The organism is Agriterribacter sp. (assembly GCF_035445465.1).
Lineage (GTDB): Bacteria > Bacteroidota > Bacteroidia > Chitinophagales > Chitinophagaceae > Agriterribacter.
In genome coordinates, this window is record NZ_DAOMQT010000021.1 from 42,979 (window position 1) to 68,299 (window position 25,321).

24 protein-coding genes are annotated in these 25,321 nt (G+C 43.4%); 9 read left to right on the forward strand and 15 right to left on the reverse strand.

Translation table 11 applies throughout. From position 1 onward, the window contains the following. The first annotated feature begins 16 nt into the window (after positions 1-16). The 5 genes from PLE34_RS12010 (at position 17) to PLE34_RS12030 (ending at position 2,746) form a co-directional block, all read left to right on the forward strand. Positions 17-838: a hypothetical protein gene (locus PLE34_RS12010; RefSeq protein WP_324557247.1), complete on the forward strand. Its 822-nt coding sequence runs from the start codon at positions 17-19 to the stop codon at positions 836-838. Between the two features lie 46 nt (positions 839-884). Beyond that, a complete protein-coding gene (locus PLE34_RS12015; protein ID WP_324557249.1) occupies positions 885-1,652 on the forward strand; it encodes an exodeoxyribonuclease III in 768 nt (255 codons plus the stop codon). Between the two features lies 1 nt (position 1,653). Further along, the gene (locus tag PLE34_RS12020) at positions 1,654-1,959 is read left to right on the forward strand and encodes a DUF4286 family protein (protein ID WP_324557252.1); all 306 of its coding nucleotides are present in this window, start codon (positions 1,654-1,656) and stop codon (positions 1,957-1,959) included. A gap of 295 nt (positions 1,960-2,254) precedes the next feature. After that, complete coding sequence (locus PLE34_RS12025; protein WP_324557255.1) at positions 2,255-2,524, forward strand: HU family DNA-binding protein; 270 nt, start codon at positions 2,255-2,257, stop codon at positions 2,522-2,524. Positions 2,525-2,632: 108 nt separating this feature from the next. Continuing rightward, on the forward strand, positions 2,633-2,746 hold the full coding sequence (locus PLE34_RS12030; RefSeq protein WP_324557258.1) for a 30S ribosomal protein THX: 114 nt from the start codon (positions 2,633-2,635) through the stop codon (positions 2,744-2,746). A gap of 115 nt (positions 2,747-2,861) precedes the next feature. Here PLE34_RS12030 and pdxH read toward each other — a convergent pair whose 3' ends face one another. Next, a complete protein-coding gene (gene pdxH, locus PLE34_RS12035; protein ID WP_324557261.1) occupies positions 2,862-3,506 on the reverse strand; it encodes a pyridoxamine 5'-phosphate oxidase in 645 nt (214 codons plus the stop codon). A 137-nt stretch (positions 3,507-3,643) separates the two neighbouring features. Here pdxH and PLE34_RS12040 point away from each other — a divergent pair, with 137 nt between their 5' ends. Further along, entirely contained in the window at positions 3,644-6,505 is a 2,862-nt protein-coding gene (locus PLE34_RS12040) for a DEAD/DEAH box helicase (RefSeq protein ID WP_324557263.1), read from the forward strand. Here PLE34_RS12040 and pyrH read toward each other — a convergent pair. The 12 genes from pyrH to PLE34_RS12100 form a co-directional block, all read right to left on the reverse strand. Beyond that, positions 6,502-7,212 carry a UMP kinase gene (pyrH, locus tag PLE34_RS12045; protein WP_324557268.1) on the reverse strand — a complete coding sequence of 237 codons (711 nt, stop codon included), beginning with the start codon at positions 7,210-7,212 and terminating at the stop codon, positions 6,502-6,504. The two genes, PLE34_RS12040 and pyrH, sit on opposite strands and share 4 nt — an antisense overlap. A 157-nt stretch (positions 7,213-7,369) precedes the next feature. Beyond that, positions 7,370-7,726 carry an HPF/RaiA family ribosome-associated protein gene (locus tag PLE34_RS12050; RefSeq protein ID WP_324557271.1) on the reverse strand — a complete coding sequence of 119 codons (357 nt, stop codon included), beginning with the start codon at positions 7,724-7,726 and terminating at the stop codon, positions 7,370-7,372. A gap of 173 nt (positions 7,727-7,899) precedes the next feature. Further along, positions 7,900-9,201, reverse strand: a complete 1,302-nt coding sequence (gene argH / locus PLE34_RS12055) for an argininosuccinate lyase (RefSeq protein WP_324557273.1) — start codon at positions 9,199-9,201, stop codon at positions 7,900-7,902. 249 nt (positions 9,202-9,450) lie between these two features. Continuing rightward, positions 9,451-10,539 (reverse strand): M20 family metallo-hydrolase, encoded by a 1,089-nt coding sequence (locus tag PLE34_RS12060; RefSeq protein ID WP_324557276.1) that lies wholly within the window; start codon positions 10,537-10,539, stop codon positions 9,451-9,453. After that, positions 10,532-11,398 (reverse strand): acetylglutamate kinase, encoded by an 867-nt coding sequence (gene argB, locus PLE34_RS12065; protein WP_324557278.1) that lies wholly within the window; start codon positions 11,396-11,398, stop codon positions 10,532-10,534. The genes PLE34_RS12060 and argB overlap by 8 nt, the downstream gene beginning before the upstream one ends. A gap of 61 nt (positions 11,399-11,459) precedes the next feature. Then, the gene (locus PLE34_RS12070) at positions 11,460-12,479 is read right to left on the reverse strand and encodes a Rossmann-fold NAD(P)-binding domain-containing protein (RefSeq protein ID WP_324557280.1); all 1,020 of its coding nucleotides are present in this window, start codon (positions 12,477-12,479) and stop codon (positions 11,460-11,462) included. Between the two features lie 47 nt (positions 12,480-12,526). Beyond that, positions 12,527-13,678, reverse strand: coding sequence for an aspartate aminotransferase family protein (locus PLE34_RS12075; RefSeq protein ID WP_324557282.1), 1,152 nt, complete (start codon positions 13,676-13,678; stop codon positions 12,527-12,529). Between the two features lie 109 nt (positions 13,679-13,787). After that, positions 13,788-14,141 (reverse strand): four helix bundle protein, encoded by a 354-nt coding sequence (locus PLE34_RS12080; RefSeq protein WP_324557285.1) that lies wholly within the window; start codon positions 14,139-14,141, stop codon positions 13,788-13,790. A gap of 78 nt (positions 14,142-14,219) precedes the next feature. Further along, positions 14,220-15,218, reverse strand: a complete 999-nt coding sequence (gene argC / locus PLE34_RS12085) for an N-acetyl-gamma-glutamyl-phosphate reductase (RefSeq protein ID WP_324557288.1) — start codon at positions 15,216-15,218, stop codon at positions 14,220-14,222. Between the two features lie 3 nt (positions 15,219-15,221). Then, a complete protein-coding gene (locus PLE34_RS12090) occupies positions 15,222-16,412 on the reverse strand; it encodes an argininosuccinate synthase (protein WP_324557290.1) in 1,191 nt (396 codons plus the stop codon). A gap of 29 nt (positions 16,413-16,441) precedes the next feature. Further along, positions 16,442-17,380, reverse strand: a complete 939-nt coding sequence (locus PLE34_RS12095) for a GNAT family N-acetyltransferase (RefSeq protein ID WP_324557292.1) — start codon at positions 17,378-17,380, stop codon at positions 16,442-16,444. Between the two features lie 146 nt (positions 17,381-17,526). Beyond that, the gene (locus tag PLE34_RS12100) at positions 17,527-18,282 is read right to left on the reverse strand and encodes a phosphoglycerol geranylgeranyltransferase (RefSeq protein ID WP_324557294.1); all 756 of its coding nucleotides are present in this window, start codon (positions 18,280-18,282) and stop codon (positions 17,527-17,529) included. A 512-nt stretch (positions 18,283-18,794) separates the two neighbouring features. On the opposite strand from PLE34_RS12100, the gene PLE34_RS12105 reads away from it, so the two are divergent. Both PLE34_RS12105 and PLE34_RS12110 read left to right on the forward strand, forming a co-directional pair. Then, complete coding sequence (locus tag PLE34_RS12105; protein ID WP_324557297.1) at positions 18,795-22,133, forward strand: vitamin B12-dependent ribonucleotide reductase; 3,339 nt, start codon at positions 18,795-18,797, stop codon at positions 22,131-22,133. Positions 22,134-22,481: 348 nt separating this feature from the next. After that, positions 22,482-23,030, forward strand: a complete 549-nt coding sequence (locus PLE34_RS12110; RefSeq protein ID WP_324557299.1) for a hypothetical protein — start codon at positions 22,482-22,484, stop codon at positions 23,028-23,030. 304 nt (positions 23,031-23,334) lie between these two features. Here the strand turns inward: PLE34_RS12110 and PLE34_RS12115 are convergent, their stop codons facing one another. Together PLE34_RS12115 and PLE34_RS12120 are read right to left on the reverse strand one after the other, a co-directional pair. Then, a complete protein-coding gene (locus tag PLE34_RS12115) occupies positions 23,335-23,802 on the reverse strand; it encodes a hypothetical protein (protein WP_324557302.1) in 468 nt (155 codons plus the stop codon). Further along, complete coding sequence (locus tag PLE34_RS12120) at positions 23,802-24,017, reverse strand: hypothetical protein (RefSeq protein ID WP_324557304.1); 216 nt, start codon at positions 24,015-24,017, stop codon at positions 23,802-23,804. The genes PLE34_RS12115 and PLE34_RS12120 overlap by 1 nt, the downstream gene beginning before the upstream one ends. Before the next feature lie 831 nt (positions 24,018-24,848). Here PLE34_RS12120 and PLE34_RS12125 point away from each other — a divergent pair. Then, on the forward strand, positions 24,849-25,301 hold the full coding sequence (locus tag PLE34_RS12125) for a YcxB family protein (protein ID WP_324557307.1): 453 nt from the start codon (positions 24,849-24,851) through the stop codon (positions 25,299-25,301). Positions 25,302-25,321 lie beyond the last annotated feature (20 nt).

Sequence of the window (25,321 nt, forward strand, 5' to 3'; positions counted from 1 at the left end):
TTAAGCTACTGGAATTATGAGCATACAAAAACCCGGATCCTTTCTGATCGCTCTTGGAATGATCTTTTTCTCCTCCGTTGCTGGCGCACAAAACGGAAAAACATATCCTAAAAGCGAATGGTATCTTTCGTGGGGATACAACACCGAATGGTATACCCGCAGTAATGTGCATATTAATCAGCCCGAATTAGGCAACGATTATACCTTTAACCGTATTAAAGGACATGATAAGAAAGGCTGGGATCACGGGCTGCTGCGCAAAGCTATTTCCATACCACAATACAACTACAGGCTGGGCTATTTTTTTAATCCTCAAAAAGGCTGGGGCGTGGAGATTAATTTTGATCATACCAAATTTATTTTTGAAGATGGCCAGGATGCCTCCATTACAGGAAAACGCAATGGAAAAGCTATAGATACTACGGTGCGGTTTTCAAAAGACGATGGCTTTTATTATTACCTGAACAACGGGGCTAATTTTTTGTTGTTCAACCTGGTAAAAAGATCTGAGCTCATTTCTACTAAAGACGGTAAGCTGAAATTAGATTTTTTGGGTAAAGCGGGTATAGGCCCTGTGATCCCGCACGTAGAGAACAGTTTTTTTGGCGAGGCAAATAAACCTAACTTCCAGTTAGGCGGATGGAATGTGGGCCTGGAAGCAACGGTTAAAGCCACTTTCTTTACATATGCTTTCATAGAGTATGCTAACAAGTTGGATTATGCCCGTTATTCCAATCTCAAAATTTATAAAGGAACCGCAAAGCATGCTTTTGGTACATACGAAATGATACTGAGCGTTGGGGTGAATTTACCTGTGGGTAAGCGCGCCGCTTTATAATCTGCCCATTCGTTTTATCAGGTGTTTGCGGTTGTAATTAAACAGTATGCGTATTATCTCCTATAACGTTAATGGCATCAGGGCGGCAATTAAAAAGGGGTTTTTAGACTGGCTGAAAACCGATCCTGCCGATATTATTTGTGTGCAGGAAACCAAGGCCTTGAGGGAAAATATAGATCATGCCCAATTTAATGAGCTGGGCTATTACGACTACTGGTTCAGTGCGCAAAAGAAAGGGTACAGTGGCGTGGCCGTCTTCACCAAAATAAAGCCCGATTATGTGGAATATGGTACGCAGCATAAAGTAAGTGATGATGAGGGAAGAGTTTTGCAGCTCGATTTTGGTGATATCCGGATCATCAACGCCTATTTTCCTTCCGGAACGAGCGGAGAGGAAAGGCAACATTTTAAGTATGCGTGGTTAGAGGAGTTTTTTGTTTATCTCGGCAGGCTGCGCGTACAATACCCGAAATTGATTTTGTGCGGCGACTATAATATCGCTCACAAAGAGATAGACATTCATGATCCGAAAGGCAATAAAAAATCATCCGGATTTTTGCCTGAAGAGCGGGCATGGATGGATGGTTTTTTTGACCGGCAATGGATAGACACTTTCCGCGTCTTTCATCCGGAGCCCCATCGCTATAGCTGGTGGAGCCAGCGTTTTCCCGCTGTTCGTTTAAACAATAAAGGCTGGCGCATTGATTATATAAATGTAACAGAAGGCATGAAAGATCAGTTAGTTGCTGCTGAAATATACCCGGATGTAAAACACAGCGATCACTGCCCGGTATACTTAGAAATAAAGATTTAAGATGATCGTATATAACATTACTACAAAAATTATTCCCCATATTGAAAAGCAATGGTTGCAATGGCAAACGCATGAGCATATTCCCGAAATAATGGCCACAGGCTTGTTTGATTCCTTTAAGAAGTACCGCTTACTTGACCAGGACGATACAGAAGGTATAACCTTTACTATTCAGTATTTCACTTCCTCCCGGCAGCGGTACGAGCAGTATATGGACAGGTTTGCTGCTTCCCTGCAAAAAAAAGCGATAGCAAAATGGGGTGATCAATGTATCGCCTTCCGAACGGTTATGCAGCTTGTGAACTAATTGTGGAAAAGAATTAAAAAGAATTTGAAGCATTGAAATTTATTGTAAATTCCCCTAAAACCCTTAATGCACAAGCATTTCAGCCATTTTGGCGTGAAACACAGTTCCAGCAGGGCTTTGCGTTTATTTTATGGTTTTATTCCCATTTTGCAGGCATTGGCTTTTCCCGTATAATCCTTATCCCATGCGGGTTCGGAAAGGAAACGGCGTGCGTAATAAAAATTCAAAAAAATTTTGTTGGATGCAAAAAGCATCTATATTTGTTTTTCCTAAATAAATTCTAAAACGCTCTATCATGAACAAAGCTGAATTAATCGCAAAGATTGCAGATGATGCAGGCATCACAAAAACACAGGCTAACGAATCATTGGATTCTTTTATTGAAGCGGTTACCAAAACCCTGAAAGGCGGTGGTAAAGTAACCCTTGTTGGCTTCGGTACTTTCTCTGTTTCCAAACGTGCTGCACGTAATGGCCGCAACCCGCAAACTGGCGCTGTTATTAAGATCAAAGCTAAAAAAGTTGCCCGCTTTAAAGCTGGTAAAGAATTATCTGCAAAGTTGTAATTCCAGCCTTTAGAACATTATAAGCAGGATGCACCGGTTGTATCTTGCTTTTTTTATTTTTGTGCCGGGTAATTAACAATCTGTTTAAAAACAATAAATATCAATATTATGGGAAGAGGTGATAAAAAAACAAAGAAAGGAAAAATAGCACAGGGATCATTTGGCAAAAGCCGTCCGGCTAAGCCTGCGAAGGCTAAGGTTGAAAAGAAAAAACCGGAATAGGACCCCTATTAGTTTGGATGTTTAGCGTTTATGGTTTGGAAGTTTGCGGCTTGTTACAGGTTGCAGGGTGCAGGTATGTGATACCTCATACCTTATACCTTACACCTCAAACCTCCTACGGTGCAAGGCGTTCTATATTCCATTCGTTATTGTTTTGTAAAGTATACTGCAAGCGATCGTGTAGCCGGCCGGGTCTTCCCTGCCAGAATTCTATAATGATCGGGCGAACAATATAGCCTCCCCAATAGTCGGGTCTTGGGATAGGTTTGCCGGATAGCAATTTTTTATTTTTTTCAAATTGTTCATCTATCCAGTTCCTGCTTTCTATGACCCTGCTTTGCGGCGATGTAAAAGCTCCGATGCGGCTGTCTTCCGGGCGGGAGTTAAAATACGTGTTGCTTTCCACCGGGGATGCACGGTTTACCAGGCCGGTAATTCTTACCTGTCTTTCCAGCTCCTTCCAGAAAAAAACCAGGCAGGCTTTGGGGTTGCTTTCTAACTGCTGCGCTTTAAAACTTTCATAGTTGGTAAAGAACATGAATCCTTTTTCAGAATAATCCTTTAGCAGAACGATCCGTGCCGAAGGAATGCCATCGGGGGAAGCGGTGGCAAGGGTCATGGCATTTACTTCATCAATTTCGGCATGCACGGCTTCCTGCCACCATTTACTAAATTGTTTGATGGGATTATAGTCTGCATTGGTTTCAAGTAAAACCTGCTTTGAGTAATGATGGCGGATTCCGGCTATTTCACTCTTCATAATGTATAAACGGTTTGATGATCGGAGCAACAAAGGTAATGGCAAACAGGATTGTTTTTATTTAACACATACCTGCTTTTACCGCATCATTCATTTTATTTTTGCAGCATTGTATCTGGCTGTAATACTATTTTTAAATGGAAAAAAATGTGCGTGCCGTATTGCTGCTCTCTCCATGGATTATACCGGAAGGGAAGCCGGCGTTGAGTGTACTGAAAATTGATAAAAAAAATAAAGCGATAAGTTACAGCACGGAAATCCTGGAATGGACGGTGGTAAGAAAAGCTTTCAGGGATTACCCCAAACCGGCCAAAGATATACTGATGAATTGCTGCGCGGAGGCTTTGGCCGAAACCCATACGGCTATAAAAAAAACGTTTGCGTTAAAGCACAAAGAGGAAACATTTGACGGGTTCTCCTCTCAATGCTATATCAAATACTGGCATAGAATGCTTGATGCATTGCATCCCTATTTTCCATTGATAAAATGGTATCATCAAAAGCAGCAGCCGGGTAAAAAAACATTGCTTACTGCCCCCTGCAGCTTCAGCAGCTTTAAACCAGGGCTATCCTTTGAAGTAACAAAGGAGCAGGAAAGAATTCGCCTGAAAATCAATGTGCTTGTTCATAACAGCGTTTACCCGGTATCAATATTTAATCGCACCCATTTTTTATTGGAAAGCAAAAACGAATATTTTATACTGTCTTTCACCGATTATCTTACCCTCGAAAAGCTGCAGTCTGTAAATTGGATGCAGTACGAAAACGCGCCGGATCTGTTTGCCATGCACGTATTGGCTCCGCTGGAGGAACGCTATACCGTAAACCGGAACAATCATTTCCTTAAACAGGAGCTTGCGGTGACTCCCGCCCACCGCCTTATGTTAAGCGAACTGAATAATGCATTTTTAATGCTTACCCCGCAATGGCTGTATGACGGACATTTGATTGATGGTGAATGGAAGGATAGCTTTGAAGTGAAAGCAGAAGGCGCTATCCGGGTGATGAAGAGAAATAAGGAATCGGAAAGGCATTTTATCCAAACGCTGGTTGACCTTCATCCTAATTTTATCAACCAGCGCAACGGTTATTTTTACCTGTCTTTTGCTGAAGCGCAAAAAAAGCAATGGTTTTTAAAAGCATATCACCAGTTGCTTCGTATGGATATTGAAATAACGGGTATGGATATGCTGCGGCATTTCCGCTATTCTTCGCATATGGCCCAAACTACCTTAAAGCGGATAAGTGAAGATGAGCACCTCCTGTTATTTGAAATGGAATTGCTGTTCGGGAAGGAAAAGGTGCCACTGAATGAATTGCAGCGCATGTTATTAGCCGGGCAAAAAGCGATATTATTAAAAGACGGAGCATTGGGTGTACTCGGCGAAGAATGGTTGGGTGAATACGCACCCATTGTTAAACATGGTAAGGTAAAAGGCAATACCATTGAAGTGCTGCGCTGGATGGCGGTAGCAAAGCAGGACGCTGCAATGGCAACACCTGAGCTGAAGCTGGCTATTCAAAATAGCTGGTGGCAGAACTGGAAGCAGTGGCAATCAAACGGGGAACAATTGTATGCACCTCCGGCAAACATAAATGCTACGCTCCGGCCTTATCAGCAAAAAGGATATGAATGGATGCTGTTATTAAATGAAATAGGCGCCGGCGCATGTTTGGCCGATGACATGGGGTTGGGGAAAACGCTGCAGGCCATTTGTGCAATCGTTTATATCATGAACAGGCATCCCGCGTCAAGGCATATTATTATTTGCCCGGCTTCGCTGGTGTACAACTGGCAGCAGGAGCTGGAACGCTTTGCCCCGGGCATACGGGCTGTTGTGTATCACGGCGCCTTACGGCAAAAGGAACAGCTTACGGATCCGCAGGCGCAGGTTATTATTACTACTTACCATACCATGCGCAGCGATATTGATCTGATCAGTGAGCAGGCTTACGGAGTTGCCGTAATTGATGAAAGCCATAATATAAAAAACCCGGCTACCCAGATAGCACAGGCGGTAATGAAACTGCGGGCCGTTTTTCGTTTGGCCTTAAGCGGTACCCCGGTAGTGAACAACACGTTTGACCTGTATATGCAGCTTAATTTTGCTGTGCCCGGTTTATTCGGAAGCCGCGAGTTCTTCAAAAGAGAATACGCGGACCCTATAGATAACAACCAGGATGAAGATAAAATAGCCACGTTAAAAAAGCTTACCGCGCCATTCATATTGCGCCGTACCAAAGAGCAGGTAGCAAAGGATCTGCCGGAGAAAACCGAGTCTGTTTTATGGTGTGAAATGAATGGGGCGCAAAGAAACGTGTATGAGGAGATTTTAGCGCAAACGCGCAGCAGCATTTTCCTGGAGATTAAAAAAAGCGGGCTGGCAAAGAGTAAGCTTTCTATTTTGCAAGCCATGACCAAGCTACGGCAGGTATGCAGTTCCCCGTTGCTTTTGCCGGATAGTGAACTGCAACCCTGTACTGAATCTGTGAAGACGGAAGTATTAATGGATGAGCTGCATAATATTCTGGGTAATCATAAAGCGCTGGTTTTTTCACAGTTCAGCTCTATGCTGCACCTGCTGGCGGCCGAATGTAAAAAGGAAGGACTGGCTTTTTATCATTTCGACGGACAAACGCCTCCTGCCAAAAGAACGGAAATGGTAAATGCTTTCCAGGAAACCAATAATAAGGTAAATCTATTTCTGATTAGTCTTAAAGCCGGTAATACAGGGCTTACGCTTACTTCCGCCGATTATGTTTTTTTATTTGATCCCTGGTGGAACACTGCCGTGGAGTCGCAGGCAATAGACCGTACACATCGTATTGGTCAAACGAAAAACGTGTTTGCCTATAAAATGATCTGTAAAGATACGATTGAAGAAAAGATCATCCATCTGCAGCAAAAGAAAAAGAAACTTTCCGAAGACCTGGTTTCGGCAGAAGAGGGTTTTGCCAAGTTGCTTACGGAAGAAGATGTGCAGTACCTGTTTAGTTAATTTACAAGCGTGCCTACTTTTTCGCCATTTACCACGCGGAGTAAGTTGCCTGGTTTATTCATATCAAAAACAATGATAGGTAATTTGTTTTCCATACAGAGCGTGAAGGCGGTCATGTCCATCACCTTCAGGTTTTTATCAATGCATTCCTTAAAGCTGATGGTTTCGTATTTGGTGGCCGATGGATCTTTTTCGGGATCGGCTGTATAAATGCCATCCACTCTTGTTCCCTTTAAAATTACGTCTGCTTTTATTTCTATTGCCCTTAATGAGCCTGCTGTATCTGTAGTAAAGTAGGGATTACCGGTGCCGGCCCCAAAAATAACGATCCGCTTTTTTTCAAGATGGCGGATAGCCCTTCTGCGGATATAGGGCTCGGCAATCTGTTCCATTTTAATAGCGCTCAGCAGGCGGGTAAATAAGCCTGCTTTTTCAAGCGATGCCTGTAAAGCCATACCATTAATAACTGTAGCCAGCATACCCATATAATCGCCGTGCGCTCTTTCTATCCCTGTTTCCGATTCGTTCATACCGCGGTAAATATTACCGCCGCCAATTACAATAGCCACCTCCACGCCTGCCTCATGCACCGACTTTATTGCCGTAGCAAAATTCGTTAGAATGTCAGGGTCCAATCCAAAACTGCTGTTGCCTATTAGTGATTCTCCGGATAGTTTAAGCAGAATACGTTTGAACTTTTGTTGCATGCGGGTAGAATTTTCGCTGCGAAGATAGGGGATTCATAGCTATCCTGATAAACTCGCGTGGAGAGAAATGCCGGTGGCCGGCAACAATAGCGAAGGCAATTAAAAAGCCGGTATAGGGAATGCCGGCTTTTTAATATTATGGAGGTAGTGACTTTCCTTATGCCTTTTTGCTGGCAGACTTTGCCGAAACTTTCCTGTTCGGCGATTTGCTTTTCTTAGCCAGTTGCAATTGTGTTTTGCGGATGCGGAGTCTTCTTTTAGCCGCTTCCGCCGCTTTTAAAACAGCGTCTTCAAAAATACCGGACCGGGTTTTAATATATTCATCCTTTCCCGGAATGCGGATATTCAGCGTGCAGTTCACCACTTCCTTACTGCCTTTTACTTCGTTCAGCAGGGTTACTTCTATTTCCTGGATGTCTTTATAGTATCTGTCGAGCGAACTCAGTTTCTGCGTTACAAAGGCTTTTAAAGAAGGACTGGCGCGATGCCCCGGCGTTTCAATACGAAATTTCATGATCCAATGTTTTTAAATGACACGTAAATTTTAATTGTTATCAAACCTCAAACATAAGCATGTTGATGAAATAAAAGAATGATTCCCGGCAGATAATCGAATGATGCTTGTCAGGAATTAAAAAACAACGCTGTTCCTGCTTTGAATGAATATACGCATGCGGAACAAATTGTTTACATAAACTTACCTAATACCTTATCCATTGCCTCCGCAATTTTATCATTGCATAAATTTCCTATGCTTCCCTCATGTGTGTGATGGAGTTGCTTTTTATAATCAAAGTTGAATACGCCATTTTCTATATCATTTCCTATCTGGCGATAAGCATCCCGGAAAGAAACGCCTTTATTGACCAGCTCATTTACTGCTTCCACACTGAACAGGTATTTATATTTTTCATCATCCAGTATATGATCCTTCACACTGATATGGGACAACATCAGCACCGTCATCTGGATACACGCTTTTAATTCTTCTATGGCAGGAAATAATATTTCCTTGGTAAGCTGCAGATCGCGGTGGTAACCCGATGGTAAATTATTGATAAGCAGGGTAAGTTCATTGGGTGTTGCCTGTATGCGGTTGCATTTTGCCCTGATCAGCTCAAATACGTCAGGGTTTTTTTTGTGCGGCATGATGCTGCTGCCGGTAGTAAGTTCATTGGGAAAAGAAATAAAGCCGAAGTTCTGGTTAATATACAAACAGGCGTCCATTGCGAGCTTGCTTAAGGTTGCTGCCACCGTACTCAGGCCCATGGCCACTATCTTTTCCGTTTTGCCACGGCTCATTTGTGCATATACGGCGTTATAGTTGGGAGCGGCAAACTGCAGGAGCTGTGTAGTGAGTGTTCTGTTCAATGGAAAGGAAGATCCATAACCCGCACCGCTGCCCAATGGATTTTTATTGGCCACATGATAAGCGGCTGCCAGCATTTCCAGGTCATCCGTTAAGCTTTCGGCGTAAGCGCCAAACCATAGACCGAATGAAGAGGGCATCGCAATTTGCAAATGGGTATAGCCGGGTAATAATTTGTCCTTATATTTTTCGCTTTGGGCAAGCAACAAATCGAACAGTTTTTTTGCCTGGTCTTTTATGTTCAGGATTTCTGCCCTGAGGTACAATTTTAAATCAACAGCTACCTGGTCGTTGCGGCTTCTGCCGCTATGTATTTTCTTCCCTGCTTCGCCTATGCGTTGGGTTAACAGGTATTCTACCTGTGAGTGCACATCTTCAATGCCTTCCGTTATAGTAAATTTTTGCTGGTCAATTTCTTCCAGGATATTTTCCAATTCTTTTACAGCCAATGCTCCTTCCTCTTTGGTCATCAATCCCACCTGCTGCAGCATTTTTACATGGGCAACAGAGCCCTGCACATCGTAGCGGGCAAGCAGCAGATCAAATTCCTTATCGCGGCCTACGGTAAACTTTTCAATCAGCTCGTTGGTAGACGCGTTATCTTTTTGCCAGAGTTTCATGTGTGTAAGTTACAAGTTGCAGGTTACAGGTTACAGGTTTCAGGTTTCAGGTTACAGGGTGGGAATACAGGTGTCTCGGGTTTTGGATACAGGAAATTTGTTAAGGTTTTCCGAAACTCACTCAATATATACTTTAATTTTTTTACTAAGTGATTCATATTCTTTCCTGATTCTTCTATAATTATTTCAATAAAAATACAAAACAAATGTTTGGCACATTACATATTTCCCTGCACCCTGTAACTTATTCTACAACACCTTTTCCAGCAATCTCACATATAGTGCGATCCCTTCTTTTATTTCATCAACATATATATATTCATCTGCCGTATGACTTCTGGCCGAATCGCCCGGCCCTATTTTTAACGCCGGGAAAGGTATCAATGCCTTATCTGAAGTTGTGGGAGAGCCATAACAGGTTCTGCCCGCTTCTAATCCTGCTTTAACAATAGGGTGATCCAGGACAATGGAAGACGATCTCAGGCGCAGGCTTCTGGGTTGTATATCACAGGTTACATTGCTTTTGATGATATCCAGTATTTCTTCAAAGGTATACAATTCATTTACCCTTATATCGGCTACAAAGCTGCACTGTGATGGCACCACATTATGCGCCTTATTTTCGGTTTCAATAACGGTTACGCTCATCTTTACCGGGCCGAGAAAGTCAGATACCCGCGGAAAGCGGAAAGACCTGAACCATTCTATATCTTTTACGGCCTTGTAAATGGCATTGTCTCCTTCTTCCCGCGCGGCATGGCCGGCAATGCCGGTGGCAGTACAATCTATTACCAGCAGTCCCTTTTCGGCTACCGCCATTTGCATTTGCGTAGGCTCGCCTACTAACGCAAAGGCCCACTGTCTTTGAGGCGGATTGAAAGATGGAGTACGAAGCAACAGCTCAATACCGTTCTTCCCCGAAATCTCTTCTTCTGCGCTGGCTGCATATACGAGGTTATATTTCAATCCCGGCCGGTCGTAAAAAAACAAAAAAGCGGCCAGCAACGATACCAGCGGACCGCCGGCATCATTACTTCCCAGTCCATACAATTTACCGTCTTTTTCAACAGGACTGAAAGGATCCAGCGTATAGGCCTTATTGGGCTTTACCGTATCGTGATGGGAATTGAGCAGGATAGCAGGTTTACTTTCATCGAAGTATTTGTTGGTTGCGTATATGTTATTGCCAATGCGGAAATGGGGTATTCCTTTTTTAGCAAAAAACAAACCGATCAGCCCGGCCGTCTGATCTTCTTCTTTGCTGAATGAAGGAACGGCGATCAGTTGCTTTAATAAAAGGACGGCTTCACCGGCTAATATGGAAATGGTTTCACTCATTGGTAATGGTTGTGCCTGCGTTACCGGCAAGCAGTTGTGTTAATGCTTCCGCTTTCCCGATCACCACTTTTTTTACACCACTGCTGAGGGCTGCAAAAGCATTATCTAATTTGGGTATCATGCCGGCAAATATTTTTTGTTCCAGCTTTAATTGCCGGTAGGAAGCAGGGTTAATGGTTGTAATAACCGTGGTATCATCACCGGCATCCAGCAGCACGCCGCTCTTCTCGAACGAATAGATAAGGGTTACATCATAAATATCGGAGAGCGCTTTGGCCGTTTCCTGCGCAATGGTATCGGCATTGGTATTAAGCAGTTGTCCTTTTTTATCGTGTGTAATGGGGGCCAGCACTATGGCGAAATTTTGTTCCAGCAGGGTGCTAAGCAACCTGGCATTCACCTCATCCACATCTCCTGCAAAACCGTAGTCCGTATTTCCGGATACTATTCTTTTGTGCGCCAGAACAGCATTGCCATCCGCGCCGCTCAGTCCTATGGCATTGCAGCCATTGGCCTGCAAGCGGGCCACAATGTTTTTATTGATGTAACCGGCATACACCATAGTTACTATCTTAAGGGTTTCTTCATCGGTAATTCTTCTGCCGTCTATCAGTTGCTGTGGAATGCCCGTCTTTTCCGCCAGCCGGGTTGCTAACTTTCCACCACCGTGCACCAGTATAAATGCAGCGCCTGTTTGGAGCGCAGCGAATGATTCAAGAAAGGAAGAAAGCTTTTCTTCATCATCAATGATATTCCCTCCTATTTTAATTACGTAAAGCGATGGTTTGCCCCCATCCCCTAAAGGGGGGCTTGTAAGCTTCTGTATAGTTTGCGATATTGCTGCTAATGTAAGAGTCAAATTATTAATTATTTCTTCATTTTGTAGTTATGCAAATTATTTTGCTCTTGCCAGCACCCCTTTAGGGGATGGGGGTTAATATTTCCGACAAAACAGCCTGCGCTGCCCACACGCGGTTGGAAGCCTGCTGTGTAACAATACTATTGGGGCCGTCTAATATCTCGTCACTTAGCTCTACGTTGCGTCTTACCGGAAGGCAGTGCATTACTTTTGCGCTGTTGGTTAACGTTAGTTTTTCATTTGTAAGCATCCACTCCGGATCGTTGCAGTATATTTTTCCATAATCGTTATAGGTGCTCCAGTTTTTTACATATACAAAATCGGCAGCTTTCAGCGCTTCTTCCTGGTTATGTATTATCGTAGCACCCTTTGTAAACCGCTCGTCTAATTCATAATCTTCAGGATGGGTGATCGTAAAATCGGCTTCCCCCCATGCGTTTATCCATTGCGAAAAGCTGTTGGCTACACATTGTGGCAAGGCCTTTACATGCGGCGCCCAGGTAAGTACAATTTTGGGTTTGCGATTTGTGGTTTGTTGTTTTTGATTCTGCAGAATTTCGGTAATGGTTATAATATCCGTTAAGCTTTGTAAAGGATGTAATGTGGCACTTTCGAGGCTCACTACAGGAATGCCGGCGTATTTAATAAATTGATTGATGTATAACTCGCTGTAATCGTCTTCCCGGTTTTGTAAAGAAGGGAAAGTACGGATGCAAAGGATATCAAAATATTTGCCCATAATGGGAGCCGCGTCTTTTACATGCTCCACTTTATTTCCGCTCATGATGGCTTCATCTTCAAACTCCAAAGCCCAGCCTTCACTGCCTACATTAAACACGATGGCTTCCATGCCCAGGTTCTGCGCGGCAATTTGCGTGCTTAAACGGGTACGCATACTGGGATTAAGAAATAACAGGCCTATGCGTTTATTAAGCCCCAATGTTTTATGCATGAACGGATCTGCCTTGTAGGTTAAAGCCAGCTTTGCCAAAGCGTTAATATCCTTTACATCGTTTGCTGAAACAAACCGGGGAATGCCGGATGATGGCGCCTGAAGCAGCTCTTTTAATTCGAAACCCATTTCTTTATGATTATAAAAGCATACAATATTTTACAAACCCGTTCCGGCTACACTTCCTGAACTGCCATAGCGGCTATCTCTTCCTTAATCGCATCAATAAAATCTTCCGCATCTCTTTTCTTCAAAGCCAGAGAAGGTAATAAGCGAATAACATTCGGTTTGGCCTCACCAGTGAATATTTTCTGGTTTAATAGTAAATTCTTCTTCAGGTCTTTCAGCGCTTCGGGCACATCAAAGCCGATCATTAAGCCCCTGCCCCGCACATTTTTAAGCTCAGGAATGTTTTTTAATTCTTCTTTTAAATATTTGCCTACCATTACCGCATTACCCAACAGCTTTTCTGACTCCAATACTTCCAGTACAGCCAGTGCTGCCGCACAGGCCAAATGATTGCCGCCGAAAGTGGTTCCCAACTGAAAATGTTTGGGTTTAATGTGTGGTGCGATAATGATGCCCGCTACCGGGAAGCCATTGCCCATGCCTTTGGCCATGGTATAAATGTCGGCTTTTACACCGGCAAAATCATGGCTGAAAAATTTTCCCGTTCTTCCATATCCGCATTGTACGCTGTCGGCAATGTATACTGCACCATATTCATCACATAAACTGCGGATCTTTTTCAAAAAACTGTCTTCGGCCACATTAATGCCGCCAACACCCTGTATGCCTTCTATGATAACCGAAGAAATAGCTTTTCCATTTTTTGCGAAGCAATCTTCTAAAGCCTGTTCATCATTAAAAGGAAGGAAGATCACATTGCCGGTTTCATTTACGGGAGCGATATAGTTCTTATTATCGGTAACGGATACGGCCAACGAGGTACGCCCGTGAAATGACTTACTGAAAGCCACTACTTTTTTTCTCCCGTTATGAAAGGAAGCCAGCTTTAACGCGTTCTCATTAGCTTCGGCGCCGCTGTTGCACAAAAAAAGCTGGTAATCTTCTTTACCTGATAATTTGCCCAGCTTAGTAGCCAGTTCCTGCTGCAAAGGAATTTTAACGGAATTGGAATAGAATGCTATTCTTTTAAGCTGTTCCTCTATACGCTGTACCCAGTGGGGATGCGTGTGCCCTATGGAAATAACAGCGTGCCCACCGTACAGGTCGAGATATTGCTCTCCTTTATCATCCCACACATAAGAGCCTTTGGCTTTTACAATATTGATGTTGTTGATGGGATAAACGTCGAATAAGTTCATGGTATGTTTAAATTATTTAGTTAGTGATTAAGGTATAAGGTATAAGGTGTAGGGTATAGGGTATAAGGTAATAAGGTGTATGGCATAGAAGTGTAATGCTGGCATGATGCTATCGCAAAAATTTTAAGAATGCAATCAGCATTCCCCTGATCTCATTTATCATTTTGTTTACTATTGTGTATTCCTCATGGTTAATATAGCTCAGCTCAGATGCGGCAAAGCAACAATAGTCAGTTTCGTTTACCGATCCTAATGAATTATTAAGAAAGTGAGCAAAGTCTTTCTCTGTATGCCTTCCGCATCCTTCTACAATATTCAGTGGTATAGACAGTGCCGCTCTTTGTAATTGAGAAGTCAGTTCGTATTTTTCTTCCTTAGGAAATTTCACTACAATATATTTTTTAATATGCATATATAATTCATGTGATTTCCTCCATACTTCAAGCTTTTTATAGTCTCTCATAGCTGGTGTTTTAGTTAGCAAACTTTATTGAGAAGCATATTTCTCCCTACTCCCTACACCTTTCACCCTCTATCTTTTTCAGAATCCTGTTGACTTCAGCCTCAATCCGGCCGCTTCTTCCAGTCCAAACATCAGGTTCATATTTTGAACCGCCTGTCCGCATGCGCCTTTTAATAAATTATCGGTAATGGAATGCACCACTAATTTTGTACCTACTTTTTCTAACTGGACAATGCATTTATTGGTATTCACTACCTGTTTTAAAAAAATGGGCGCATCGCTTACTATAGTGAACAGATGCTCTTTATAAAATGTTTTATACAGCCCGGTCAGCTCTTCGTAAGTCCGCTCGCAGTGAATGGTAGAGCTAACAAATATACCCCTCGTAAAATCTCCGCGCCAGGGTACAAAACTAAGCTCCTGTTTAGCCGGCGCACCGGGGGGTGATACCTGCATAAGCGATTGCGCAATTTCTCCCAGGTGCTGATGCGTTAATGTTTTATAGGCCTGTATATTGTTTGCCCGCCAACTGAAATGTGAAGTGGAGGAAAGACCCTGCCCGGCGCCCGTGCTTCCGGTAATGCCGGTAGTATATACTTCTTCCAGCAGGCCGGCGCTTGCCAGGGGCAGCAAGCCCAGTTGGATGGCAGTTGCAAAGCATCCGGGATTCGCTACATCATGTGCCGATTGTATAGCCGCCTTATTGATCTCGGGGAGGCCGTATACAAAGTTCCGGTTGCCGGCAGAAGATTGTGCAGCAAGCCTGAAATCATTTGCCAGATCTATGATTCTGGTATGTTCCGCCACCGTATTCTCTGAAAGAAATTTTCTTGACTCGCCGTGTCCCAAACATAAAAACAAAACATCCAGCGCTCCGCTTTGCACCGGCGTAAGATCCTGAGTAAAAGCAAGGTCTGTTTCACCGATCAAATCCTGGTGAACGGCATACAATGGTTTGCTGGCATTGCTGCGGCTGTGAATGAAAGAAAAATCCACATCGGGGTGATTGAGCAATAACCTGATCAGTTCTCCGCCGGTATATCCCGCTCCGCCTATTATTCCAGCTTTTATTTTCATCGTTTATACCTGTTTATTTACCAAATGATGTATAGCCACCTGGTTACCAAATATTTTACTGAACCCTCTTACATCTTCACCGGTGAAACCAGTATTCATCTCGCCATATTTTCCAAACCTGCTGTTCATTAAATCATAAGGCGATTCAATACCAATGATCTGGAAACGGTAAGGCAACAACTGAACAAAAGCTTCACCGGTAACATTTTGCTGAGAATTTTCTAAAAAAGCTTCAATATTCCGCATTACAGGATCCAGTATCTGCCCTTCGTGCAGCCAGTTGCCGTAAAACTGCGCCAACTGGTCTTTCCAGTTCTGCTGCCATTTGGTAAGCACATGCTTTTCCAGCGCATGGTGTGCCTTTAGTATAACCATCGGTGCCGCCGCTTCAAATCCTACGCGTCCTTTAATGCCAATAATGGTATCGCCCACATGAATATCGCGGCCTATTCCATAAGGTCCGGCAATGCTTTGCAGGTACTGAATGGCTTCAACGGGATGCGTGAAGGTCTTGTCGTCCACCCCGGTTAACTCCCCTTTGGTAAAGCTCAATTTAACTTCTCTTGCTTCGGAAGCGGTAACCTGTGTAGGCCAGGCTGCTTCGGGCAATACGCCTTTTGATGATAAGGTTTCCTTACCGCCTACGCTTGTACCCCACAGCCCCTTATTGATAGAATAAACCGCTTTTTCGAAGTTCATCTGTACGCCCTTTTCCTTAAGATACGCAATTTCCGCTTCGCGGCTTAGCTTCAGATCGCGTATGGGTGTAATGATCTCCACGCCGGGTATCATAATATGAAAGATCATATCAAAACGCACCTGGTCGTTGCCGGCGCCCGTACTGCCATGCGCTACGGCATCGGCGTGCAGCTTTTTTGCGTGCTCCGCGATATGCAGGGCCTGGCTCAGCCTTTCTGCGCTTACGCTTAACGGATAGGTATTATTCTTTAATACATTTCCGTAAACCAGGTACCTGATAATACTGTCGTAATAGGAGTGTACAGCGTTAACAGCAGTGTGCGTTTTTACGCCGAGGGAATAAGCATGATCTTCAATTTTCTGCAGCTCTTCATCTGTAAAGCCGCCCGTATTAACAATCACGGAGTGCACTTCATATCCCTTATCTTCACTCAGGTACTTTACACAATAAGAAGTGTCTAATCCACCGCTAAAGCCTAAAACAATTTTTTTCATTTGCAGATCTTTTTATATAACCGGAACAGCTACAGATTGAAAAGGAAATGAAGAATAGATTTCCTGAATTTCATCTTCGCACCGGTATTCGGTTCTTCTTTTTCTTTTTTCAGAAAGGGTTGCAGCAGCTTCCATTTTTTGATACGCATAAAGCGTTCATATAGTTTTGAATGTTGCTGAAAGGCCTGTTGGGTTGCTTCCGGCTCGGGATGATCTTTCGGATCGTAGAGCATAGCGGTGCAGAAGCAGTTCTTGCGCCCTTTGCTCATCAGGATATCATAGTTTACACAACTTTTACAACCCGCCCAAAAGGCTTCATCCTGTGTTAATTCGGAATAGGTAACCGGCTCATACCCCAATTCGGAGTTGATTTTCATTACAGCTAACCCTGTAGTAAGTCCAAATATCTTTGCATTGGGGTATAGTTTACGGCTCAGCTCAAATATTTTTCTTTTAATAGCGCGTGCCAGTCCGCCCTTCCTGAAAGCGGGCGCTACAATAAGCCCGGAGTTAGCTACGTATTCGCCATGGCTCCAGGTTTCTATATAGCAGAATCCGGCCCAAATGCCTTCTTTATCAAAGGCGATCACGGCTTTGCCTTCGCGCATTTTTTGTTGTATGTATTCGGGGCTTCTTTTGGCTATGCCAGTTCCACGGGCCTGGGCTGAGGAGGCCATTTCATCGCAAATGATCTGTGCAAAACCAAGGTGCGTTTCATTGGCTATGCTTATCTGAAATTGTTCCTGCGTCTTCATTTTTTTGTTCCTTAATAGCGAATAATAGAAGGAGATAACTGCCACCTTTCCGCTATCAGCCATGCTGATGCGGCGCTTTTCCATAACGGTGGGTGTGCTATGGTAAAAAGTATCAACGTCGTACCCTAAAGGGAGTTGGGGAACAGAAAAAAACTGCTCCTGGGAGAACAGGAAAAACCCCACGCAATATAGTGTCTGCCTGAACAGACGCATCAGCGGTTACTGTGGTGAGATTTTTGTGCATCGTAGTAGTAGAGTAAACTATGCTTTGATATATTGTTTTTGACGATGCAAAGAAAATACTTTTTTTACTTGCAGGGGTATTTTTTATGTGAAATTTTAAAAATGAAGGATAAAACTTATAAACGCACGGGTACGCTATGCACCGCAGCGCTTATTTCCATTATCAGGGAGGGGTCTTTTTCAATTGCATTACCTACCACAATTACGTCTGCGCCGGCTTTGCAATTAAGATAAGCTTTCTCCGGGTCGCTGATGCCGCCGCCAATAACAAGGGGAATATCAATTACGCCGGCTACAGCGGCAATCATAGCCTCAGTAATGGGTCGCTCTGCCCCGCTGCCTGCGTCCATATAAATGAGTTTCATACCCAGCATTTCACCTGCCATGGCTGTGCACATGGCAATTTCATTTTTATTGGAGGGTATAGGACTGGCATTGCTGATATAAGAAACCGTTGTGGGTGCGCCGCCATCAATGACCATATAACCGGTTGAAATAATTTCCAGCCCGCTTTGCTTAACAAAAGGGGCCGAAATAACATGTTGCCCAATCAGGAGTTCGGCGTTTCTGCCCGAAATGAGCGAGAGATACAGCAAACCATCTGCATAACGGCTCACCTGCGAAGGAGTGCCGGGAAAAAGTATGACCGGGGTGCTGCACTGCTTTTTGATCTGTTTCACTACTTCATCCAGGTGGTTACTGATCACCAGGCTTCCTCCCACCAGTAAATAATCCACTTTAGCTTCGCTGGTAAGCTGCGCCAGCTCCGTTATTTTCCGGTCATCTACCTTGTCGGGATCAATAAGCACGGCAAATGATTTTTTACCCGCCTTCTTTTTGCCTGTTATGGATTGATAAATAAGATCAGTCATGCTATAGGTTCCTTAAATGCAAAAATGCAAAAAGTTTTTGGGTTAGCCGGTTTTAAGGCATAAAATTGCCGGGAGCGTAAATTTCGGGTGTTATAGAGTGAAAGTACGCATAATACTATTACCAGCCGGGCTGGCGTCTCAAAAGTTTAATATGCCTGTGCGTTAATAAAAAGGGAAGCTTTTTTATGATGTATCCTTTTCCTGCCTGTTGTACATCCCGCAAAAAATAACAGATAGATAAATGCTCCGCTCCTTGCCCTGCGCGCTTCACAGCACAGGGGGCATTCGCCGCTCTACAGTTAAAAAACTTTGGGCAAACAACCAAATTTTCTTTTCAATAATATGTGAAGAAAACACGAAAGCAAATCCTGTTGTACATATAAAATACTTATCCACACGCTGTTAATATTTAACAGTTTGACAAAAGGATTTAGGCTGATATTTTCGTCTTCTTATCATTTGATAATAGTAACTTAACTTATTAGAAAACTTACCAAACCCAAACATAAATTATGACAAATGAAAAACAAAGCGGAGGCTTGAGGTATCACCGTCTCTTTACCAAAGAGGGTGCAGATGTTTTTAACCTGTTTGAATATGATTACCGCAGTTCCGTAATACGTAATCCCAACGGGGAAATCGTATTTGAAATGAAAAATGTGGAAGTTCCCAAACAATGGAGCCAGATCGCTACTGATATATTAGCGCAAAAATATTTTCGTAAAGCCGGGGTACCACAGCCGGATGGGTCGTTGGGCCGTGAAACTTCTGCAAAGCAGGTAGCGCATCGCATGGCCAATTGCTGGAAAGTATGGGGAGAGCGGCATCATTACTTTGCTTCACCGGAGGACGCACAGGTATTTTATGAAGAGCTGGTATATTGTATTTTGAACCAGGCCTGCGTGCCCAACAGTCCCCAGTGGTTTAATACCGGGCTGTATGAAACCTATGGCATTAAAGGAAAGCCCCAGGGTCATTACTATGTAGACCCCACAGACGGTAAATTAAAAAAATCAACTTCGGCATATGAAAGACCCCAGCCTCATGCCTGCTTTATATTAAGTGTGGAAGACGACCTGGTAAACGATGGGGGTATTATGGATCTGTGGGTAAGGGAAGCCCGTATATTCAAATATGGCAGCGGCGTAGGCACTAATTATTCCAATATACGCGGCGAAGGCGAAAAATTGAGCGGAGGCGGCACTTCATCCGGATTGATGAGCTTTTTAAAGATTGGCGACAGGGCTGCCGGCGCCATTAAAAGCGGGGGTACCACCCGCCGTGCCGCTAAAATGGTATGTCTTGACCTCGATCACCCGGAAATAATGGAGTTTATTAACTGGAAAGTAGAGGAAGAGAATAAGGTAGCTGCTTTGATTGCGGCTGGCTACGCATCAGACTATGAAGGGGAAGCTTACAAAACCGTAAGCGGGCAAAACTCCAATAATTCCATCCGCATATCAAATGACTTTTTTGAAAAACTGAAAAATAACGAGGATTGGGAGCTGAAAGCGCGTTCTGACGGAAGGGTAATGAAAAAAATACCTTCCAAAGAAGTATGGAACCAGATTGCGTATGCAGCCTGGCGTTGTGCAGACCCGGGTACCCAATACGATACCACCATCAATGAATGGCACACCAGCCCCAAAGGTGGACGTATCCGGGCCTCCAACCCTTGTAGCGAGTATATGTTCTTGGACAATACCGCCTGCAACCTGGCCTCTGTGAACCTGCGTAAGTTTTTTAACGAAGACAATAACATTTTCGATGTCAAAGGCTTCGAATACACGGTGCGGCTCTGGACAACGGTGCTGGAAATATCCGTGCTCATGGCGCAGTTCCCGTCTAAAGAAGTAGCGCAGCTTTCTTATGACTACAGAACATTAGGATTGGGATACGCCAACCTGGGTTCTATGCTGATGGTGAGCGGCATTCCTTACGACAGTCAGGAGGCCCGTGCTGTTGCCGGCGCTATTACGGCAATTATGACGGGCGTTGCTTATAAAACCTCTGCTGAAATTGCACAGCACCTGGGTGCTTTTGCCCGGTATGAAGAAAACAGGGAAGATATGCTGCGGGTAATGCGTAACCACCGCCTGGCAGCCTATGATGCCGATGAGTATGAGCAACTGAGCATTAAACCCCAGGGGATACATGCCAAATACTGCCCCGATTACCTATTGAAAGCGGCCTGTAATGCATGGGATGAAGCCGTGGAAATGGGCGAAAAGTACGGGTACCGCAATGCGCAAACCACCGTTATTGCTCCTACCGGAACAATAGGGCTGGTGATGGATTGCGATACTACGGGCGTGGAACCCGATTTTGCCCTGGTGAAGTTTAAAAAGCTGAGTGGCGGCGGGTATTTCAAGATCATTAACCAGTCGGTACCACAGGCATTGAAGAACCTGAAGTATAATCAAAAAGAAATTGACGCCATTATTAAATATGCTGTAGGTTCTGCCACATTCGCAGGTGCTCCTTTCATTAACCCTCAAACCTTAAGCGAAAAAGGCTTTATAGCGGAAGAGATCAAAAAGCTGGATGGCGCCCTCGCCTCTGCTTTTGAGATCGGCTTTGTATTCAACAGGTTTACGCTGGGGGAAGCCTGCTTAGAACGGCTTGGGTTTACACCTGAACAGTATAACGACTGGAATTTCAACCTGCTTGAGGCGCTGGGCTTTACCGCCCTGCAAATTGAAGCAGCTAATGATTATATATGCGGCACAATGACCATTGAAGGTGCGCCACATCTGAAAAAGGAGCATTACGCTGTATTTGACTGCGCCAATAAGTGCGGCAAAAAAGGAGAACGCTTTATTCATGCCCACGGGCATATCCGTATGATGGCTGCAGCACAGCCTTTCATTAGCGGGGCGATCTCTAAAACCATCAACCTGCCTCATGAAGCAAAGGTGGAAGAAATAGCCGACTCGTATATGCTGAGCTGGGAGCTGGGTTTGAAAGCCTGCGCGCTGTACCGCGACGGATCAAAACTGAGCCAGCCGCTAAGCAATAAAAGTGATACAAAGAAAACCAAAGAAGATAGTGCAGAAACAACCGCAAGCCAGGACAGTCATTTTATTGATATGGGTAAGCTTACCGTGGATGAATTGTTAGATGAGCTGCACAAGCGTATGCAGGAATCAACCGATACCAAGCTAAAGCGCCAGCTATCCCGGATTGTTGAAAGAAAGACCCTGCCTGCCAAACGCCGTGGCTTTACACAAAAAGCTAAAATAAACGGACAGGCGCTTTTCCTCCGTACGGGAGAATACGGAGATGGTACCCTGGGCGAGATTTTCATTGACCTGGCGAAAGAAGGTTCTACGCTGCGCAGCCTGATGAACTGTTTTGCCATATCGGTTTCAGTTGGTCTTCAGTACGGAGTGCCGCTGGAGGAATTTGTAGAGAAGTTTGTTTTCACCAAGTTTGAGCCCGCCGGCATGGTAGATCATCCTAATATCAAGTCTACTACTTCTATTGTAGATTTTGTTTTCAGGTGTTTGGCTTATGAATACCTGGGAAGAACAGATCTGGTGCATGTATTAGATAAACCGGAAATAGGCAATGCGGGCAATGACGACTGGGATGATGTGCCAACAGGACTGGAGTATGCCAAGCCACCGGCGCTGAGTGATGTAAGAGTAGTTGGAGCTTCGCCTAATAGCGGCTCCGCAGTGCAGCCTTCCAAGGCGCAAAGAGCGGCTGTAAATGCCAATGTGATGAGCGAACATCTAAAAAGTATGCAGAGCGACGCCCCTGCCTGCAATACCTGCGGACACATTACCGTGCGCAGCGGCACCTGCTACAAATGTTTGAACTGTGGCAACAGCATGGGTTGCAGCTAAAAAATCATTTTAGGACGGTTAGGAATATATAAACCTACACAAATCCGTTCCGGTTCTCCGGGATGGATTTTTTTTTGTTTGAGGGGGATAATGTTTATTTCAGCCTAAGTCATTTATCGTTTAGACAATGGTTACAATTATATATCAGGGAGGTGAAAATTACTGGCCAGGGGGGGATAAGAGGAATGCGCTAAGCAAAGACGCTTAGCGCAGCGGGGAACTTAGGACAGCGGGGAACAGCCGTACAAAAAATGGGTAGAAGATATGCGGCAGTTGAGTGTAGATGGTTGATTTTGTTTTTATTTGCAGGTAAAAGTTCTGAAATGTTACGACTTATATTTATCCTTTTTGTGTTTATCAACATCACTATTCTCAACTCATGCCAGGTTAGAAAAGATACAAGTCAAAAGGCGAGATATATTATCACGGATTGACGGCATTAATATAGACATTGATAAATATGGTGCCCCATTCGATAACTATAATCAAAAACTAACAAAGGCGTTTACTGACAATGATCGCATTCCTTTGCAGAGGCAACAAATTGATTCCCTCAACATATTGTACAGAAATTATATAAAGTCTATTGACCGGGGAATACACAAACTGGAAACATTCCAAGAGGTTGATACAACTTTCAAGGTTGTGGCTGCAAACATGGCTTTTTTGCAACATCAAAGGAAACTTTGGGACAAAATGGGTTCTCCATACCTGAAGATGTATAGCACAGGCTGGTATAATCTTAGTACTGAAGAACAAAATGCTTTTGTTGAATTCATTAATGAATTAAAAGAGGACCAATCTTTAACTCACAAATTAAGCGATAGTGTTAATTATGTCAGTCGGGAACTTGGAAAAAAATATGGATTTGAATATGTTTTGGAATCAAGAAAATAAGTTGCTGAAGCTTATTTTCTTTAAATAGGTTTGGTAGCATTACCCTGTGCATAGCAGGCTGCTGCTTTATGGTTATTGTAAATTAAATATTGGCCATGCTTTCCCTCGATTCCCTGTCACGCCGGCATTATAAACAGGAATTGAAATTTTTATGGCTTAATTATTTCCCTTTGCACCTGCCGGTGTTCGAAAATCGCCGGAGGCGATAAGAGGGCTGTGCTAAGCGGAGACGCTTAGCACAGCGGGAGAGAAACAGACGTTGCCAGATACTGAAACCTTACTCAATGCGGCATAAGCCTCTATTTTATTTGCCCTTTCTTTTCCGGAGCTGTTGGATGTCATCGAGGTCTTTTAAACGGCCCGCAGCTTTCTTGGCTTCCATAAGGTGATTGATATGCAGCACCCTGATGAATAGCCCATCATCATCAAATACTACTGAAAGCTTATGGGCATCTTCAAAATCCAGTCCCTTTACCGCTGTCATTATATCAATACCCACAGGGTTGCGGCCAAATGAAAAAACATCATTCACATTTACATTTAAAAACCGTTCCATTGTCATATCAAATACCGGCATATGAAACTGTTCAAAAGCTTTTGCCAGTTTCTTATAATTATCTTCTGTGCAGTCTACCCAAATATCCATATCGCCTGTGACTCGTGCATGTCCATGAAGCACCACAGCTAGACCACCGACCATAATATATCTTACTTCATGGTCATTAAGTGCTTGTAAAAAGTCTCTGAAATCTTCCTGGAAAATATCAGGCATCAGCTTTGGTGTTTTCTCATGCCAAAAACAGTCTTATCCATTTTGGGCGGGTTGTTCAAATCAAATTTGTAGGCAATACTGGTAAGATACCAATAGATGTGTAACCGTTCCCGGAATGTATGATTCCTGTAATCCCGCATGGCATCATCCGCTTGCTCAAATGTCTGGATGCTGAAAGCTGTTTTATCCATCCGGTATTTTTTGAAAATTGCCATCTATCAAAGTTAGGAACAAATAAATAAAGCCATCGAAAGTCCCTGACGCGGGTGCATTCCAAATTAACCGGGCTAACACACCAGCAAAACACGGGATATACCATTGCTTTTTTAGCAGCAGATACACAGATTTAATCTGCGCATCTGCTGCATTTTCTGCATGGGGTATATAATGTTTGAACTGTGGCAACAGCATGGGTTGCAGCTAAAAAATCATTTTAGGACGGTTAGGAACATAAACCTACACAAATCCGTTCCGGTTCTCCGGGATGGATTTTTTTACTCATATTTACCTTGAAAATCAATATTATATAATTGAAACGAGAGGTTTTTAGCCTCCGGCTACAGTTTTTATAGCAAGCTGCTAAATAGTTGTTTACGTTAAATGAACATTTTTTATCGTTTTTTGCGTTTGGACAGGCAGTAAGTGTAATCTCGTAGAATTAGCGGTCATATAATTCTTTTTACGCGTTCATGGTGTTTTCTTTACAGTCTAAATTTTTTAAAATGATAAGATTAATCGCTGCATTGCTTTTTGTTCTTTTTCTTTCTTCCTGTGCCCAGTCTATAACGCCCTACCAGGCGGCCAATGGAGGGTACAAAAAATGCCGTGATATCAGGTGATGTGAAGGGAAAACATGCGGACTAAGCTGTATGTTTTCAAGGGATATAGGTGTTGTATAGCACTGTATGTAAAGTATAACGGTACGTTGCTAAATCCAGACACCGCTACAGAAGTTTAAATTCCTTCATTTATATTGCAGGAATTTAAACTTTTCTTTTTTTAACTTCATGGCTGTGCAGGTAACCGTAACATATCAAAAATCCTTAGTGCTACAAGCATTACGCTATCATTTTATCAGCAAGCGGGAAATCAAATTCATGATCATACTGGTAAATGTTTTTACTTCAGTAGCTGCTATTTTATTCTATTACAAAAAAGTAACGCCCCTCGCTTTTCTCATCAGTTTTGTTTTATGGGTAGTGCTGATGCTTGCGTTCTGGCGATGGTTGCCTTCTGCCATTTATAAAAAATCTGCTACATTTAAAGACAGCTTCAAGATTTCCCTGGAAGAGAATCATTTTTTTATTGAAAATACAAAAGGGAGCAAAAGCTGGGCATGGAGGGAATTCAGCGAAATGATAGAAACACCCCATTTCTTTCATCTTTATTTTAACCCGCGTAGTTTTTTTTTACTGCCTAAAGATGCATTTGGCGACAGTGACGGCGTGCATGAGGCAAGGGTATTGTTAAAAAGTAAAATAGGCAAGCAAAAAGTATAGGAGAAGGCTGATAAGCCTGC